The sequence below is a fragment of the Bacillus sp. FSL M8-0077 genome, assembly GCF_038050255.1.
GTDB lineage: Bacteria > Bacillota > Bacilli > Bacillales > Bacillaceae > Bacillus > Bacillus altitudinis.
Map to the genome: position 1 here is coordinate 1,346,464 of NZ_JBBPAF010000001.1, position 15,555 is coordinate 1,362,018.

Annotated in this window: 19 protein-coding genes, 1 riboswitch and 1 other annotated feature; of the genes, 16 read left to right on the top strand and 3 right to left on the bottom strand. The window is 42.1% G+C overall.

The genetic code is table 11. The features are described from left to right. Nucleotides 1-26: 26 nt before the first annotated feature. From NST57_RS06880 to NST57_RS06895, 4 genes are read left to right on the top strand one after another with little or no spacing between them, the layout of a single operon-like run. Entirely contained in the window at nt 27-968 is a 942-nt protein-coding gene (locus NST57_RS06880; RefSeq protein WP_341298306.1) for a S66 peptidase family protein, read from the top strand. Next, nucleotides 965-2,044, top strand: a complete 1,080-nt coding sequence (locus NST57_RS06885) for an enolase C-terminal domain-like protein (RefSeq protein ID WP_142154840.1) — start codon at nt 965-967, stop codon at nt 2,042-2,044. Before NST57_RS06880 ends, NST57_RS06885 begins: the two co-directional genes overlap by 4 nt. After that, nucleotides 2,044-2,961, top strand: coding sequence for an NlpC/P60 family protein (locus NST57_RS06890; RefSeq protein ID WP_142154841.1), 918 nt, complete (start codon nt 2,044-2,046; stop codon nt 2,959-2,961). The genes NST57_RS06885 and NST57_RS06890 overlap by 1 nt, the downstream gene beginning before the upstream one ends. Further along, a complete protein-coding gene (locus tag NST57_RS06895; RefSeq protein ID WP_017367088.1) occupies nt 2,951-3,919 on the top strand; it encodes an ABC transporter ATP-binding protein in 969 nt (322 codons plus the stop codon). The genes NST57_RS06890 and NST57_RS06895 overlap by 11 nt, the downstream gene beginning before the upstream one ends. A 61-nt stretch (nt 3,920-3,980) precedes the next feature. Here NST57_RS06895 and NST57_RS06900 read toward each other — a convergent pair whose 3' ends face one another. Continuing rightward, nucleotides 3,981-4,841 (bottom strand): dimethylarginine dimethylaminohydrolase family protein, encoded by an 861-nt coding sequence (locus NST57_RS06900; RefSeq protein ID WP_341298307.1) that lies wholly within the window; start codon nt 4,839-4,841, stop codon nt 3,981-3,983. 179 nt (nt 4,842-5,020) lie between these two features. Here NST57_RS06900 and NST57_RS06905 point away from each other — a divergent pair, with 179 nt between their 5' ends. The 5 genes from NST57_RS06905 to NST57_RS06925 all read left to right on the top strand — a co-directional run bounded on the left by NST57_RS06905 (nt 5,021) and on the right by NST57_RS06925 (nt 8,100). Further along, entirely contained in the window at nt 5,021-5,542 is a 522-nt protein-coding gene (locus NST57_RS06905) for an acyl-CoA thioesterase (RefSeq protein WP_008346212.1), read from the top strand. Between the two features lie 114 nt (nt 5,543-5,656). After that, entirely contained in the window at nt 5,657-5,983 is a 327-nt protein-coding gene (locus NST57_RS06910) for a PadR family transcriptional regulator (RefSeq protein WP_045034946.1), read from the top strand. Between the two features lie 4 nt (nt 5,984-5,987). After that, nucleotides 5,988-6,740: an HAAS domain-containing protein gene (locus tag NST57_RS06915; RefSeq protein ID WP_341298308.1), complete on the top strand. Its 753-nt coding sequence runs from the start codon at nt 5,988-5,990 to the stop codon at nt 6,738-6,740. A gap of 309 nt (nt 6,741-7,049) precedes the next feature. Beyond that, the gene (locus NST57_RS06920; protein WP_142154846.1) at nt 7,050-7,538 is read left to right on the top strand and encodes a small multi-drug export protein; all 489 of its coding nucleotides are present in this window, start codon (nt 7,050-7,052) and stop codon (nt 7,536-7,538) included. Between the two features lie 16 nt (nt 7,539-7,554). Continuing rightward, a complete protein-coding gene (locus NST57_RS06925) occupies nt 7,555-8,100 on the top strand; it encodes a GNAT family N-acetyltransferase (protein WP_341298309.1) in 546 nt (181 codons plus the stop codon). An 18-nt stretch (nt 8,101-8,118) separates the two neighbouring features. On the opposite strand, the gene NST57_RS06930 is transcribed toward NST57_RS06925, so the two are convergent. Further along, nucleotides 8,119-9,162 carry a bifunctional transcriptional activator/DNA repair enzyme AdaA gene (locus NST57_RS06930; protein ID WP_341298310.1) on the bottom strand — a complete coding sequence of 348 codons (1,044 nt, stop codon included), beginning with the start codon at nt 9,160-9,162 and terminating at the stop codon, nt 8,119-8,121. 199 nt (nt 9,163-9,361) lie between these two features. Beyond that, a riboswitch (guanidine-I (ykkC/yxkD leader) is annotated at nt 9,362-9,472 on the top strand. Between the two features lie 66 nt (nt 9,473-9,538). Between NST57_RS06930 and NST57_RS06935 the strand changes: the two genes are divergently transcribed. Both NST57_RS06935 and NST57_RS06940 read left to right on the top strand, forming a co-directional pair. Further along, nucleotides 9,539-9,868, top strand: a complete 330-nt coding sequence (locus NST57_RS06935; RefSeq protein ID WP_024719620.1) for a DMT family transporter — start codon at nt 9,539-9,541, stop codon at nt 9,866-9,868. Next, a complete protein-coding gene (locus NST57_RS06940) occupies nt 9,865-10,179 on the top strand; it encodes a DMT family transporter (protein ID WP_017367096.1) in 315 nt (104 codons plus the stop codon). Before NST57_RS06935 ends, NST57_RS06940 begins: the two co-directional genes overlap by 4 nt. Nucleotides 10,180-10,212: 33 nt before the next feature. Here the strand turns inward: NST57_RS06940 and NST57_RS06945 are convergent, their stop codons facing one another. Continuing rightward, complete coding sequence (locus NST57_RS06945) at nt 10,213-10,398, bottom strand: hypothetical protein (protein ID WP_142154850.1); 186 nt, start codon at nt 10,396-10,398, stop codon at nt 10,213-10,215. A 163-nt stretch (nt 10,399-10,561) separates the two neighbouring features. On the opposite strand from NST57_RS06945, the gene purU reads away from it, so the two are divergent. The 5 genes from purU (at nt 10,562) to NST57_RS06970 (ending at nt 15,526) form a co-directional block, all read left to right on the top strand. Beyond that, on the top strand, nt 10,562-11,464 hold the full coding sequence (purU, locus tag NST57_RS06950; protein WP_142154851.1) for a formyltetrahydrofolate deformylase: 903 nt from the start codon (nt 10,562-10,564) through the stop codon (nt 11,462-11,464). A 43-nt stretch (nt 11,465-11,507) separates the two neighbouring features. Next, nucleotides 11,508-11,726, top strand: a binding site (T-box leader). A gap of 56 nt (nt 11,727-11,782) precedes the next feature. Then, on the top strand, nt 11,783-12,880 hold the full coding sequence (gene proB, locus NST57_RS06955; protein ID WP_341298311.1) for a glutamate 5-kinase: 1,098 nt from the start codon (nt 11,783-11,785) through the stop codon (nt 12,878-12,880). Nucleotides 12,881-12,892: 12 nt separating this feature from the next. After that, nucleotides 12,893-14,140, top strand: coding sequence for a glutamate-5-semialdehyde dehydrogenase (locus NST57_RS06960; protein WP_073414285.1), 1,248 nt, complete (start codon nt 12,893-12,895; stop codon nt 14,138-14,140). A gap of 125 nt (nt 14,141-14,265) precedes the next feature. Next, on the top strand, nt 14,266-15,402 hold the full coding sequence (locus NST57_RS06965; protein ID WP_008346192.1) for a response regulator aspartate phosphatase: 1,137 nt from the start codon (nt 14,266-14,268) through the stop codon (nt 15,400-15,402). After that, nucleotides 15,392-15,526, top strand: a complete 135-nt coding sequence (locus tag NST57_RS06970) for a hypothetical protein (RefSeq protein ID WP_008346190.1) — start codon at nt 15,392-15,394, stop codon at nt 15,524-15,526. Before NST57_RS06965 ends, NST57_RS06970 begins: the two co-directional genes overlap by 11 nt. Nucleotides 15,527-15,555: the final 29 nt, after the last annotated feature.

Sequence of the window (15,555 nt, forward strand, 5' to 3'; positions counted from 1 at the left end):
GAAACGAAAAGAAAGAGGGGATTGGCATGAACCATTTGCCAGTGGCACTTCAAACAGGGGATACAGTGGGAATCATTGCACCAGCAAGCCCGCCTGATGAGCTGAAATTAGCAAGAGGTATTTCTTTTTTAGAAAGCTTAGGGCTAAAGGTGAAAAAGGGGAAGTATATCGACTCCCGGTATGGTTATTTAGCAGGTCATGATCATGAACGAGTGGAAGATATTCATCACATGTTTCAAGATCCTGACGTGAAGGCAGTGATTTGTGCTTGCGGAGGTTACGGAACAGGAAGAATTGCAGAAGCCATTGATTATGACCTCATTCGCCGGAACCCAAAAATCTTTTGGGGATACAGTGATATTACGTTTTTACATACAGCGATTCAGCAGCAGACGGGTCTTGTGACCTTTCATGGTCCAATGCTCTCCTCTGATGTGGGACTTGAGGAGGTTCATCCGTATACAAAAGATACCTTTTTACAGCTATTCACTCCGAAAGCCTTTTCGTATACGAACCACCTGTCACCTCTTCACACTTTTTATCATGGCACGGCTTCAGGCGAAATCACCGGAGGAAATCTTGCCCTTATCGTCACGACACTTGGTACACCTTTTGAAATTGATACAAAGGGGAAGCTTTTATTGATAGAAGATATTGACGAAGAACCATATAAAATCGATCGAATGATGCAGCACTTAGCATCTGCAGGAAAATTACATGATGCGGCTGGATTTATCATTGGTGATTTTCATCAATGTGAGCCGAAAAAGAAAGAGCAGTCGTTAACGCTCGATCAGCTATGGGAGACGTATATTGTCCCGCAACAGAAACCTGCACTTGGCGGCTTTCGGATCGGTCATTCATCTCCAAACTTCGCCATTCCAATCGGTGTGCAGGCTACATTAGATGCTACAGAGAAAAAACTGCATATTTCTCCTGGTGTTGCAGCAAAAGAGGCGATCAAATGAAAATCGTAGATGTTCGCACATGCAGAACGAGTGTACCGCTAAAGAAGCCTTTCAAAACAGCATTAAGAACGGTATATGACGCCGCATCTCTTATTGTGATCATCACCTATGATCAAGGTGATATCAGTTATGGAGAGGCAGTACCGACATCGGTCATTACAGGTGAAACACTGGAAAGTATCGACTATGCTATTTGCGCTGTGATGAGGCCGATCTTGATTGGAGCCTCATTGTCACAATATGAACAAATCTTTTCAGCGATCGACCGTGTACTTGTAGGAAACACGAGTGCAAAGGCTGCAATAGATATGGCGATTTACGATGGTTTAGCAAAGCAGGCTGGCCTGCCGCTTTATCAATATCTTGGCGGTTATCGTGATCAGCTGGAAACGGATTACACGGTCAGTGTCAACCGTCCGCTAGAAATGGCAGAGGATGCGAAGCAATATGCAGCTGAAGGCTTTCGCACCTTAAAGATCAAAGTGGGAAAAGATGATATAAATACGGATATTCAGCGGATCAAGCGGATTCGAGAAAAAGTCGGGCCGGATATTCAAATCAGGCTTGACGCCAACCAAGGCTGGACATGGAAGGAAGCGATTGTGGCCATTCAAAAAATGGAGGCGCTCAATATTGAACTAGTCGAGCAGCCAGTGCCTAAAGAAGACATCGAGGGTCTGCGCCGGGTGACGGAAGCGACAGACACATTGATTATGGCAGATGAAAGTATTTTTAGCCTCCATGATGCCATCAAGGTGTTAGAAACGAGAAGCTGTGATCTCATCAACTTAAAATTAATGAAAACAGGCGGTATCAAAAAAGCGCTGAAAATCAATAGTTTAGCAGAAGCATACGGCGTCAAGTGCATGGTTGGCAGTATGATCGAGTCAAAACTAGGGATTACCGCAGCTGCTCATCTTGCTGCAAGTCAGCCGAATATTACCCGTTATGATTTTGATGCGCCGCTTATGCTCAAAGAAGACTTAATAGACGGAGGAATTGTCTATCAAGGAAAAAATATTCTCTTTCCGCCGCATCATGGGTTAGGCATTCTAGGAGTGAAAGGGGTCTTATGATGTTATATGAATCAAAGGTTCCAGTCGCAAATATATGGACAGCACCACAGTCGCCGAGAGAAATAGATCGACGCGTTCTTCAAAGTTCCATCCAGATCGAAGAGTGGATTGATCAGCAAACATATGAACAGAAATTGGCCTTATGTGAGGAAAACCTTATTCAAACCCAAGTACTGCTTGGCGAACGAGTCATTGGGCTGGAGGAGACAGATGGCTGGATGAAAGTTGTCATCCCGCAGCAGGCAAGCCGGAAACACCCGCAAGGCTACCCAGGTTATATCCCTGTAGAGCAATTAAAAGAAGTATCAGAGAGTGAACCACCTGCTAGTCCCTTGATTGTTTGTCAGAAAAAAGCGGTTTTATATCAAAACGGAGCACCGGATATGGAGGTTAGTTTTTTAACAGAACTAGCACCTGTTGAAGAAACAAGCGATTCCTTTGATGTTCTGACTCCAGTAGGAAGAAGAGAAATCAAAAAAGAAGATGTGCGCCGCGCTTCATCCCCTTCTTCAATGAGCGGTAAGGATGCCTTAGCCATAGGAAAACAATTTATTGGACTGTCATATTTGTGGGGCGGCATGAGCAGCTATGGCTACGACTGTTCAGGTTTTGTTTACAGCATGTACAAAGCGTGTGGATGTTTATTACCGAGAGACGCAAGTGACCAAGCAGTTCAAGGAACTCCAGTCGCATCAAACCATTTGGCGCCAGGTGATCTCATGTTTTTTGCCAATGACAATGGGAAGGGAGCTGTTCGCCATGTAGGGATGTATGCTGGAGATGGCATGATGCTTCACTCGCCTAAAACGGGCAGACAGATTGAACTTCTTTCTCTTTCTGGTACTTCATATGAACAGGAATGGGCAGGAACAAGGCGGTATTTGAAAGCTGAGAGGGGGAGATGTGATGGGAAGTGAACCACTTCTGCAAGTCAACAACTTAAAAAAGCATTTTCATCTATCGAAAGGAAGAACGTTAAAAGCATTAGATGGTGTCACCTTTCAGCTGAAACAAGGCGAAACCTTTGGTCTTGTTGGTGAGTCAGGCTGCGGTAAATCGACACTTGGAAAAGTGCTTATGCGGCTTTATGACCCGACAGAAGGTGAAGCTTTGTATGAAGGGAAAAGTCTCCATCACTTATCGAACCGAGAATCATTTGATTTCAATAGGCAAATTCAAATGGTGTTTCAAGATCCGTATTCTTCTTTAAATCCTAGGCTCTCTGTAAAAGATATTATGCTGGAACCGATGGAGATCCACCAATTGTATGGCAGTCAAAAGAAAAGGCTCGCACGTGTGAAGGAACTGCTTGAAGCGGTGGGGCTAAGTCATGATTTTGCTACACGTTATCCTCATGAATTCAGCGGAGGACAGAGGCAAAGAATAGGGATTGCTAGAGCACTAGCCTTATCGCCAAAGTTTATTGTGGCAGATGAGCCGATTTCTGCACTAGATGTATCCGTTCAAGCTCAGGTCGTGAATTTGCTGAAAAAACTGCAAAAAGAAGAAGGATTGACGTTTTTATTTATTGCCCATGATTTATCGATGGTCAAATATATCAGCGATCGAATTGGTGTCATGTACTTAGGACATCTCGTGGAAATGACGAGCAGTGATGCTTTATATAAAACACCGCTTCATCCATATACACAAGCATTGCTGTCTGCTATCCCGATTCCAGATCCTGATGTGGAAGATAAACGCAAGCGGTTTATTTTAAAGGGAGAAATTCCAAGTCCAGTGAATCCGCCAAGCGGCTGCGTATTTCGGACAAGATGTCCTGCTGCAATGGATGTATGTGCGGACAAAAAGCCAGTATTACAAGCAGTCGAAGAAGGACATGAAGTGGCCTGTCATTTATATGATAGGAAATAGATAGAGGGAAGAAGACAAGCGTTTAAAAAGCCAGCGAGTAAACAAGCTGGCTTTTTGGCTTTTATGAACGCCTAATAGGTAATGTACAGCATCTAAAAGAGCCGCCGGATTTAATGATTTCTGAAAAATCCACTTCAATGACGGTGTAGCCGCGGGCTGTTAATGCAGCATTTGTTTCCTGGTTGATTGGTAAGCTGATGACTTTTTTCTGACCAGTGGACAAAACATTTGGTCCAAGTGTGAACTGCTCTTGCTCACTTATTTCAATGAGATCATAATGCTTTTTGAGCATATGAAGATCCTTTTCCGTAAAAGCTTCAGGGTAAATCAATATCTCATGATGAGAAAGAATATTCATCACACAATCAAGATGCAAAATGTGAGAAGGAAGATGAATAGGAATGATGTCGTAATTCGGCAGTTCTTTTTTGAGCTGCTGGATGGCGGCTAGATTTGTTCTTTTGCTGACCCCCACAAATACCCGGGTTTGGTCTACAAGCACATCGCCGCCTTCAATCGTTCCAGCATCCAGCGTAACGGTTGTCCATCCTTTTGTTTGTGCCCATTCTGTTAAGGAATGTTCTTCTCCTTGTCTGACAGGGGCTGCCATGTTTGAAACAAATAAAGTCTGTCCAATTGTAAATCCAATATCCCGAGTGAAGACTTGTTCAGGGAAACGTTCATTTGCAGGAAGAAGGACAGGCCGGACATGATGGTTTTTCAGCGTTTGGATGAATTGCTTATGCTGCGTGAGGGCTTTGATTTGAGAAATATTTTCTCTTGCAAAATGCTTTTGGGTTTCATTGATGATCTGTTTAATTTCCATATAAATTGGACTGCATAAGAGGACTTCTTGTAAATCATCATATTCACTCATACATTGCGGCGTTTTGTACACTTTCTCTGATTTCATAGAATCCATCAAAGGGCCTCCTTGTTTATCGATAGTTATATTATTCCTCCTTCTAGTAAATGTTGAAACATTTCCGAAAGAAAATCTCTCATGAGAGACTAAAGCAAAAAGTTTAGACAAACCTAATAGAATAGTGTTTAATAAAAGTCGTTCCGCATCAACGAAAACAGCAAGAAGGAGCTATGACGATGAGTGAAGAAAATTTCAAATACTGCAAGGAATCGAAAGTTGTGAAAACCAGCAGGGTATTCCCCCTTGATACGAATAACCACCAAACGTTATTTGGCGGGAAATTAATGAGTTATATAGATGACATTGCTTCCATCTCGGCAGCAAGACACAGCCGTAGTGAAACAGTCACCGCATCAATGGATTCAGTTGATTTTTTAGAGCCGATTGGACAGAAAGAGTCCGTCTGCTTAGAATCTTATGTGACATGGGTCGGCACATCTTCTATGGAAGTATTCGTCAAAGTCATTAAGGAAAACTTGATGTCTGGAGAGCGCAGACTCGCAGCAACTTCATTTCTTACATTTGTCTCGCTTGATGAAAACGGGAAGCCAAAACGAGTTCCACAAGTCATGCCGGAAACAGAGGAAGAAATCATGCTTCATCAAACAGCGAAGCAGCGGGCAGAGGAAAGAAAAAGCCGCCGAAAGCATAGTAAAGCTTTGGCTGACGCACTTGGGACGGATAAGCCTTGGGCGTAAAAATCACCCTTTAAGCGGTGATTTTTTTCTGAGTCGGTATCTTGCATGGCAAGATAGTGTGTGGTAAGATCAAACTATCTTGTCATGCAAGGTACTGAAAGCGGAGGATCGATGATGACACAATCAACACAAATGCTAAAAGGAATTTTAGAGGGATGCCTGCTGTCGATTATTTCTGAAGGTGAAATTTATGGGTATGAAATGACAAAGAAGCTTGCGCACTATGGGTTTGATCAAATTAGTGAAGGCAGTATTTATCCGATCTTGCTGCGCATGCAAAAAGAACAGCTGGTTCATACGTCCACAAAAGTATCGGCGAGTGGGCCGAAAAGAAAATACTATACGCTCACACAAAGAGGCGAAGAAGCGCTGACGGATTTTACCATGCGATGGAATGAGCTGTCAGGGAATGTAGAGCGATTATTACATAAAGGGAAGTGAGAAGATGGTAACAAAAGAAACGAGACACATCTTATTAGAGCTGCAACTCTATCTCATATCAAAAGGGAAAAATCAGGACGAGATCGACGAAGTGATGGATGAATTAACGACACACGCTGTCGAAGCTGAGAAAGATGGGAAAACAGGGGAAGATGTATTTGGCGGAGATCCACGGGGCTTTGCTGATGAGCTAGCGAAAGAGCTTTCTAGAAATCATAAAGACTGGGTTCCGTTTGTCAGTGCTTTTTTAATTGGATCTCTTTTTTACATGATGTTAGCAGATGCCATCAGTCAAAGTTTATCGTATTCTTGGTATGCACTCATTGGTTATCCGCTCATCATAGTGGCCAATGTGATCATGACCATTGTGATGTTTAGAGCTTCTGCCTTTCAAACAAGCAGGAGGGCATTCTTTTACTTTTGGATATTAGGTGTTTTTCAGATGACAGCCTTGATCACAGTGAAATTATTGGACCAAAAACTTGGTACTCCTTTACTTGTGCTGACCTCGAGCCAAAGATGGGGCGTCATTCTTCTGTTGCTGCTGTGTATTGTCTTATTGAATGCCATATTAAAGGCGAATATGATGTCGCTCATTCCGCTGATCTTCTTTGGACCGCAACTCCTATTCGAATGGCTTGGATGGACATCACCTCTGATGCTTCTTTTCACAAGTCTGGTATCCATTGTCATTTTAGTCTTGCTCACAATCGCTTTTTTACGGAAAACAAACAAGAAAAATGAACATTTAATGTAAATAGAGCACATCTCTTGCGATGTGCTTCAGCGCGTAGACAAACCCTCGCATTCTTTGTCAGTCCTGCGTGCTGGTGCTCACGAATGTCAAATTCGCTCCGCGCCAGTACTCGTCCTTCCTAGACTTCAAAGGTTTTCTATCACGCTGAAAAGAAGACAAAGGGCTAAAATAAACAACATTTTAGCCCTTTGTCAACAATCTGGAGCACATCACTTGCGATGTGCTTTTCTTTTTCTAAAAAAATGTAGATATGGGATCACATTTTTCTTTACAATGAGAAGAGGACAAAAATGAAAAGGGGTTCTGTAATTGGATATTGTATGGGGGTATGTACTCGTTTTTATATTGGCTGCTTTACCTTTCTTTGAAGTGGTTGGTGTCGTTCCGCTGGCGATTTTAAGTGGTCTACATCCTGTGACAACGGCAGTTATTGGATTCGTCGGCAACTTTCTTACCGTCTTGCTACTCATCGTCTTCGTGGACCGATTTAAAGCGTGGTGGCTGAAGAGGAAAGAGGAGAAACATGATGAAAAAGGAGAGAAAAAACAGCTGAAAGCCAGAAAGGTTTGGGAACGGTATGGTCTCCCTGGTCTGGCACTTATTGGTCCTTTTATTATTGGCAGTCATTTAGCGGCTTTTATGTGTATGAGCTTCGGTACGAAAAGAAAACAAGTCGCTGTGTGGATGACGGTCAGTTTAATCATGTGGACCGTATTAGCAGCTAGTTTAACGGGTGCGGGCTTCCATTACTTTGCCCCAGATTCAAATGGGTTGTTCGGGGATATTTTTAGCAAGTAAGCAGGGGGGATAAAAAATGGCACATCAAACACGGATCGTGCTTGAAACAGAGCGCCTCAGACTGAGAACAATGGATGAAGACGATGCGCCTTTTTTATATGAAAAGCTGTTCCAAGATGAAGAGGTCATGAAGTATTATCCTTCACTAAAGGATGAAAAGCAGACAAAAGAGTGGATTGCTTGGAATCAAAAGAATGACCGCACGTACCATACATCCCTGTGGATCATTGAAGAAAAAGAAACGAAAGAACCACTTGGACAAAGCGGAATTGTTCTCCAAAACGTCGAAGGACAAACAGAGCTTGAAATTGGCTATATGCTAAAGAGATCCGCATGGGGAAAAGCATATGCTGTTGAGGCTGCAAAAGGCTGTCTTGCGTATGGTTTTGATGAAATGAAGGTGAGGCGAATGGTCAGCTTAATTCGCCCTGACAATGAAGCGTCAGTCAAGGTCGCAATGAAAATGGGGATGAAAAAAGAAAAAACCATTTCAAAATGGGATCAAATTATTGATGTTTACAGTGTTACTCGTGATGGAAAAAGCGGCTCACTTGAACAATAAAGAGAGCCGCTTTTTCTTTTATATACGCTGTTCTAACTGAAGTAAATATTTCTTTCGTTCGATTCCCCCGCCATATCCGCCAAGTTCACCGCTTGTTTGAATGACTCGGTGACAAGGAATGATGATGGCCAACTGATTAGCACCATTTGCATTTCCAACTGCCCGAACCAAATGGGGATCGCCAAGCATGATGGCAAGATCTCGATACGATCTCGTTTCGCCTGGTGGAATCTGTAATAGAAGATCCCATACCCTTTTTTGAAAAGGGGTGCCATGTATAGAAATTGGCACAGTAAACTGCGTGAGTTTCTTTTCAAAATATAAGGCCAATTCCTTTGCTAATTGCTGATGGACGTTTGTTTCTCCAACTAAAATACGGGCATGATGTTTTTTTCTGATGTTCTCAATTTCTCTTTCTAATCCTCGCCTGTCCATAAATTCAAGCAAATACACATGGGTTGCATCTGAAATGCTAATCATCCGCCCAATCGGAGTAGAAATAAAATTCGCATGCAAAATATTGACTTGCGCCTTTTTGGGTGGATTTCCCATGATTTTCGTAAAGGCATCATTGAAGGCACTGGAAGACTCGTAACCGAAGGTGACTTGCTGATCTATGACTTTTTTTCCGTTCAGAATCTCTTTAAACGCTAGCCCCATTCGGCGTGATCTAGCATATTGAACAAAGGTCATTCCATAGATTTCTTTAAATTTTCTCCGAGCTGTTGCAGAGTGAATCCCTAATTGGCGAAAATCTTCTTCTTTCCATCGTTTCTCAGGACTCTCTTCAACTGCTGATACAAGTGTTTTGACTTCTTCTGGAATGCTGTTAGGATATGTCAAAGGCGTGCATCGCTTACACGGCCGATACCCTGCAAGCAGAGCCTCCTCTGCTGTAAAGAAAAACTCGCAGTTTTCATATTTTGGTTTTCTAGCAGTACATGTGGCATGACAGAAGATGCCGGTTGTTTTAATACCTGCAAAGAACGTGCCGTCATATTGCGGATTCTTATCAACAAGTGCTTGATAAAATTCGTGTTTTTGTTCGTCGGTCATCATCATTTGATCCACCTCTTGTTTTATTATATCAGTGATGTGCTCGTTCCTCTTTCTAACATTTAGTATACTTCGCTTTCATCCACTTTCTTTCGGAAAATGAACAAGTATATTTGCAGGGGAAAAGCAAAGTGGTAGACCGGCATATTAGGGTGTGATACACTTTTTTATACAGAATCTGCTCTACGCTAGATTTGCTTATCATGAATTGGTTTTCTAGGGTTCCGTGCGGCAGCGCAGTCTGGACCGAGAGAAAACACATAGGGTCCTCTGAGAATAGGCCGTATGGACACGGAGGGATAAAAGCCCGGGAGATTTGATCAAATGATCGATTTCCGGGCTTTTTTTGTTGCTTGGAATCGGTAAGAAAGGAAGAGATCGAATGAAATGGGGAAATGTTTTGATTGCAGCCGTATTTGAAGTCGGCTGGGTGATGGGGTTGAAATATGCTGGCTCTATATTGGAATGGAGTGCAACCATCGTTTGTATTGTCGTCAGCTTTTATTTACTCCTGAAAGCCACGACTGTCCTTCCAGTTGGCACACTTTACGCCGTTTTCACCGGACTTGGGACAGCAGGTACGGTCATAGTAGGTATGGTCATGGGTGAGCCGGTACAGCTAGTGAAATTACTTTTAATCATGGTCCTTTTAAGCGGTGTATTAGGACTCAAATTGACCACAGGTGAAAAGAAAGGGGAGGCTGAATCGTGAGCTGGCTTTTACTCATTGGGGCAGGCATCTTAGAAATGCTTTGTGTCACCATGATGAATCAATTCCAGAAAGATCGCCATGTCAAATGGATTTTCTTCATAGCAGCTGGATTTTCGCTATCCTTTCTGATGCTGTCTCTTGCGATGAATACCATTCCGATGGGAACGGCGTATGCGATTTGGACAGGAATCGGAGCAGCTGGAGGAGCGATTGTTGGGATGCTGTTTTATGGTGAGTCGAAAGACGCAAAACGTATTTTCTTTATCGCACTGATTTTATCAGCAGCGGTCGGGTTAAAAATCATTGAATAAGAAAAGGCTGGCAAACATGTGCCAGCCTTTTTGCTACATCGAATGATGATTGGAATCGTTTTCATTTTTGCGGTAAAGCTGACTCACAAGCAGAAAACATACACCAAATGTAAGCAAAGGAATGAGTCTTTCTCCGGTCATAAATAGATAAATGCCCGTGATGAGAAATACGATGCCGAGCCAAAAGCTCACTTTACCAAACAAAGTCATGCTTTTCATCTCCATCACTCCTTTTGTGATAAAAGGTCTATTCATATTATAGCACGCCAGGTGCAGAATTGAATGAATATTCAATAAAAAATACGACTCTGAATTGCTTTTTCTCTTTCCAGTCCAGTATAATATTTCATTAGAATGAAAAACGTAAATGAGGTCATAACACATGAGAACATTGATTACAGAGAAACTTGAATTACACAGACAAAAGCATGAGCAAAAAGGCAGGCTTTTAGTCAGCTGTCCGGATCAGCCTGGTATTGTGTCAGCTGTTTCTACTTTTTTATTTGAACATGGAGCAAATATCATTGAATCTAGTCAATACACAACAGATCATGAGAGCGGCCGGTTCTTTTTAAGAATTGAATTTGATTGGAAAGACATCTCGGCCAACTTACATCAATTGAAAAGCAGCTTTGAGCCGATTGCGCAATCATTTCACATGACGTGGAGCATGTCACGGGCAAGTGATTTGAAAAAGCTGGCAATCTTTGTATCTAAAGAGCTTCATTGTTTACATGAACTTTTATGGGAATGGCAAAGCGGTAATTTAATGGCTGAAATAGCGGTTGTCATCAGCAATCATGAAACGGCAAAAGATACAGTCGAAGCACTCGGCATTCCATTCCATTTTGTGAAGGCAAATAAAGACATTCGTCAAGATGCAGAAAAACAGCAGCTTGCATTATTAGAAGAATATGATATTGATGCGATTGTTCTTGCGAGATACATGCAAATTTTAACGCCAGCCTTTATTGAACAGCACCCAAACAAAATCATTAATATTCATCATTCCTTCCTGCCAGCGTTTATCGGTGCAAACCCATACAAGCGGGCATACGAGCGGGGAGTCAAATTAATTGGTGCGACTTCCCATTATGTCACCAATGATTTAGACGAAGGACCAATCATTGAACAGGATATTGAGCGGGTAGATCATAGAGATGATGCAGAGGCATTAAAAAATATTGGCCGCACGATTGAGCGCAGCGTGCTTGCCCGAGCTGTCAAATGGCATCTAGAAGATCGAATCATTGTCCATGAGAATAAAACGATTGTGTTTAATTGACCGCTTGACTTTTCTGAAGCAATTGGTGATAATATAAAAAAATTAACGAGCGTTGAGAAGGAATAGTAAGCAGGACCTGCTGTGTAAAGAGAGCAAATGACATGCTGAAACATTTGCCGCAGACAGCTGCTGAACCTACCCTTTGAGCCTTAGAGGAAAAATCTAAGCGCATGCCTGGCGTTACAGGAGTTGAGTGGAATAAGCATACGTATGCTTATTCAATGAAGGTGGTACCACGGAAAATCCCTTTTTCGTCCTTTACATAAGGAGAAAAAGGGATTTTTTATGTGGTGAAAGGTATAGCGGAGGGAATCAATGATGAAAAAGCAAAGGATCGTCATAAAAATTGGTAGCAGTTCATTAACAGAGCAAAAGGGAGCCATTGATGAACAAAAAATGCAGGATCATGTCAAAGCCATCGCAAAGCTAAAAGAGGCAGGGCATGAAATCATTCTCATTTCGTCAGGTGCCGTTGCGGCGGGATTTGGCAGTTTAGGATATCCGTCAAGACCTGTGACCTTAAAAGGGAAGCAGGCTGCTGCTGCCGTTGGTCAAGGCTTGTTAATGCAGAAATATACAGAACTATTTTCACAGTTTCAGATGACGCCTGCACAAATGCTTTTAACACGTAATGACTTTTCAGATCGTACAAGATATCGAAATGCTTACGCAACGATGATGGAACTGCTCGAAAGAAAAATTTTACCGATCATTAATGAAAATGACTCTGTGTCCATCGAGGAGCTTACCTTTGGTGATAATGACATGTTATCAGCACTGGTCAGTGGCTTAATTCATGCAGACCAATTGATCATTTTAACAGATATCAACGGAATTTATGATGCCAATCCAAGTGAGAATCCTGATGCGAAGCGGTTTGATGTGCTGACTCACATTTCAGATGAATTGTTCTCATATGCGAAGAGTACGGGTTCAAAGGTTGGAACAGGCGGGATGAAATCTAAGCTTTCAGCTGCACAAACAGCTCTCTCTCTTGGCGTCAAAGTCTTCATTGGCACAGGTGCAGGAGAAGACAAGCTTCTTCACATTCTCGCTGGTCAAGGGGACGGCACATATATTGGTGAACAAGACTTATCATCAGTTAATAACCGTCGCCAATGGATTCAATTCCACTCACCAGTCTCTGGGAAGATCATGATTGATGCGGGGGCAGAGGCGGCGATTTTGCATAATGGAAGAAGTCTTCTTCCAGCTGGTGTCATTGATGTAGCTGGTGAATTTTCTAAAGGAGAGGTCGTCGAAGTCATTGGTCCAAACGGATTAGTCGGTAAAGGACAAACATTGTATGATTCTGATGAGCTTCTTGGCATCAAAGGGATGCGAAGTCATGAGCTTTCTCATGAAAAACCTGAAGTCATTCACCGAGATCACTGGGTTCAGCACGTACAAAACTGAGGAGGGAAAACGATGAATGAAGTTCTAGAAAAAGCAAAAAAGGCAAGCTCAGCCAAAGATCAGCTGCTATTAAAAACGACTGAACAAAAGAATGCTGCATTAGACGCTATTGCAAAAGCATTAAAAGCATCTTCAGCTTATTTAATTGCCGAGAACCAAAAGGACGTTCAGGCGGCTATAGACAAAGAGTTCACGCCATCTGTGATCGACAGAATTACATTAACAGAAGAGAGAATTGAAGCGATTGCAGACGCTACGCATCAACTCATTCAGCTCAAAGACCCAATTGGTGAAACATTAGAAACCATTCAAAAAGAAAACGGGCTTTTCATTGAAAAAGTACGTGTACCTCTTGGAACGGTTGGTATGATTTACGAAGCAAGACCAAACGTGACAGTCGATGCGGCCACTCTTTGCTTGAAAACTGGAAATGCTGTGATTCTTCGAGGAAGTTCATCGGCCATCCATAGTAATAAAGCGATTGTGAAAGTGATTCATAAAGCGCTGCAACCAACGGATATTCCAGTAGACAGTGTACAACTGATTGAAGATACAGGCCGTGAAACGGCTAAAACCCTGTTCACTTTAAATGACTATCTAGATGTCCTGATTCCACGCGGCGGGAAACATTTAATTGACCTTGTTGTGAGAGAGTCTACGGTTCCAGTACTTGAAACGGGTGCAGGGAATTGTCATATTTACATTGATGAAACAGCCAAAAAAGAAATGGCTGAACAAATTGTTCTGAATGCGAAAACACAAAGACCATCTGTTTGTAATGCCATTGAGAGCATTGTCATTCATGAAACATGGGCAAAGGAACATGGCGCTTCGCTCTTTGAAGCACTTCATACACATGATGTAGAGATACGGGGCGATGAAGCAGTATGTGCACTGGCACCGAGTGCCACATTAGCTAAGGCCACTGACTTTGAAACGGAATTTTTAGCACCGATTGTCAGCATCAAAATCGTAAAGACCATGGAAGAGGCGATACAGCATATTCAAACGTATAGCTCTAAGCATTCTGAAGCGATCATTACGGAAAACGAGCAGCATGCGGCACTTTTCTTAACAGCCGTTGATGCTGCCGCTGTGTATCATAATGCATCCACCCGGTTTACAGATGGCTTTGAATTTGGCTACGGAGCGGAAATCGGCATTAGTACACAAAAGTTGCATGCTAGAGGACCAATGGGTCTGCCAGCCTTAACCTCTGAAAAATTTGTCATTCGTGGTCAAGGACAAATAAGAGAATAACCAATCCAAAAAGAGAGTCTTATCGCACAAGGCTCTCTTTTTCCTTTCATTTTTGTATTTCTCCGGTCAAGTATGATAAAATATGGTAATGTTTTATATTTTGAGAAGATTGGAGAAGGCAACGTATGGCGAAAATCATTCCCTCTTCGGATATTGGAGTGAAAATCAACAAGTGGTATGAATTAATCCGCAGATTTGATTCAGAACAAGCAGAACAGTTAAAGCAGGAAATTCGCACCTCTCTTGATTCAATGGAAGAAGATCAGAATTTGCTTCTCTATTTTTCTTTAATGGAATTCAGGCATGAGGTCATGCTCGATTATTTAAAGCCATTAAAGGAAGGAAAGCTTCGCGCCAACTTTTCCGAGCTTTCGAAAGAAATAGATGAGCATCAAACGCATGTTACAGGCATGCTTGAATATTACTATCATTTCTTCAGAGGCATGTATGAGTTTGGCCGGAGAGAGTACATTGCTGCCATATCGTCCTATCAAAAGGCAGAGCACAAGCTTTCTTTTGTATCAGACGATATTGAACGTGCAGAATTTCATTTTAAAATGTCAGAAATATATTATCACATGAAACAAACACACATTTCGATGCACCATGCCAAACTAGCGCTGGATGTTTATATTCAGCACGAACTATATGCGCTTCGTACCATTCAGTGTGAATTTATTGTAGCTGGTAATTATGATGATATGAGAAGGCATGAAAAGGCATTGCCACATCTCGAAAGAGCACTTGCAAGGTCAAGAGACTTTCAGAATGTGCGTTTTATTGCTTCTTCTTTGTTTAATATGGGCAACAGCTATTACAGAATGGGAGACTTGAACCGCGCACTCGACTTAATGAAAGAATCCATCTCATTATTTGATCAAAACCAATCTGATCATCTTCGTCGATCGATAGACCCTCTTTATACAGCCGCTCAGATCTTATACAAACAAGGTAAAAACAATGAAGCATTATATTACAGAGAAGAATGTATGAAACGAGCAGAAGCTCTGCAGGATGACATTCATATTCAGAAAACTATTTTTTTAGAAGCGTTGTACTTACGGCAGGATGCAGAGCATATTAAACGGATTTTCCATTTTTTAGAATCTTCCTATGCATATCCAGATATAGAAGAGCTGGCTTTAGACACCGCAAAGTATTATAATGAAATGGAGGATTATGAAAAATCTTCCATGTTCTATGGGGAAGCGGAACATGCTCGTATCTATATTCAGAGAGGGGATTGTTTATATGAATTTTAAAAAATGGGCAGTCGTCTGTACAAGCATCACGATCTTGGCATTATGGATCACATCACCTAATGCCGACCCCGATAACAGAAATCATACGCTAGAAAAACCGAATCCGCAGCATATCACGATCTAAAAAGCCCTTTTTAAAGGGCTTTTTTTATT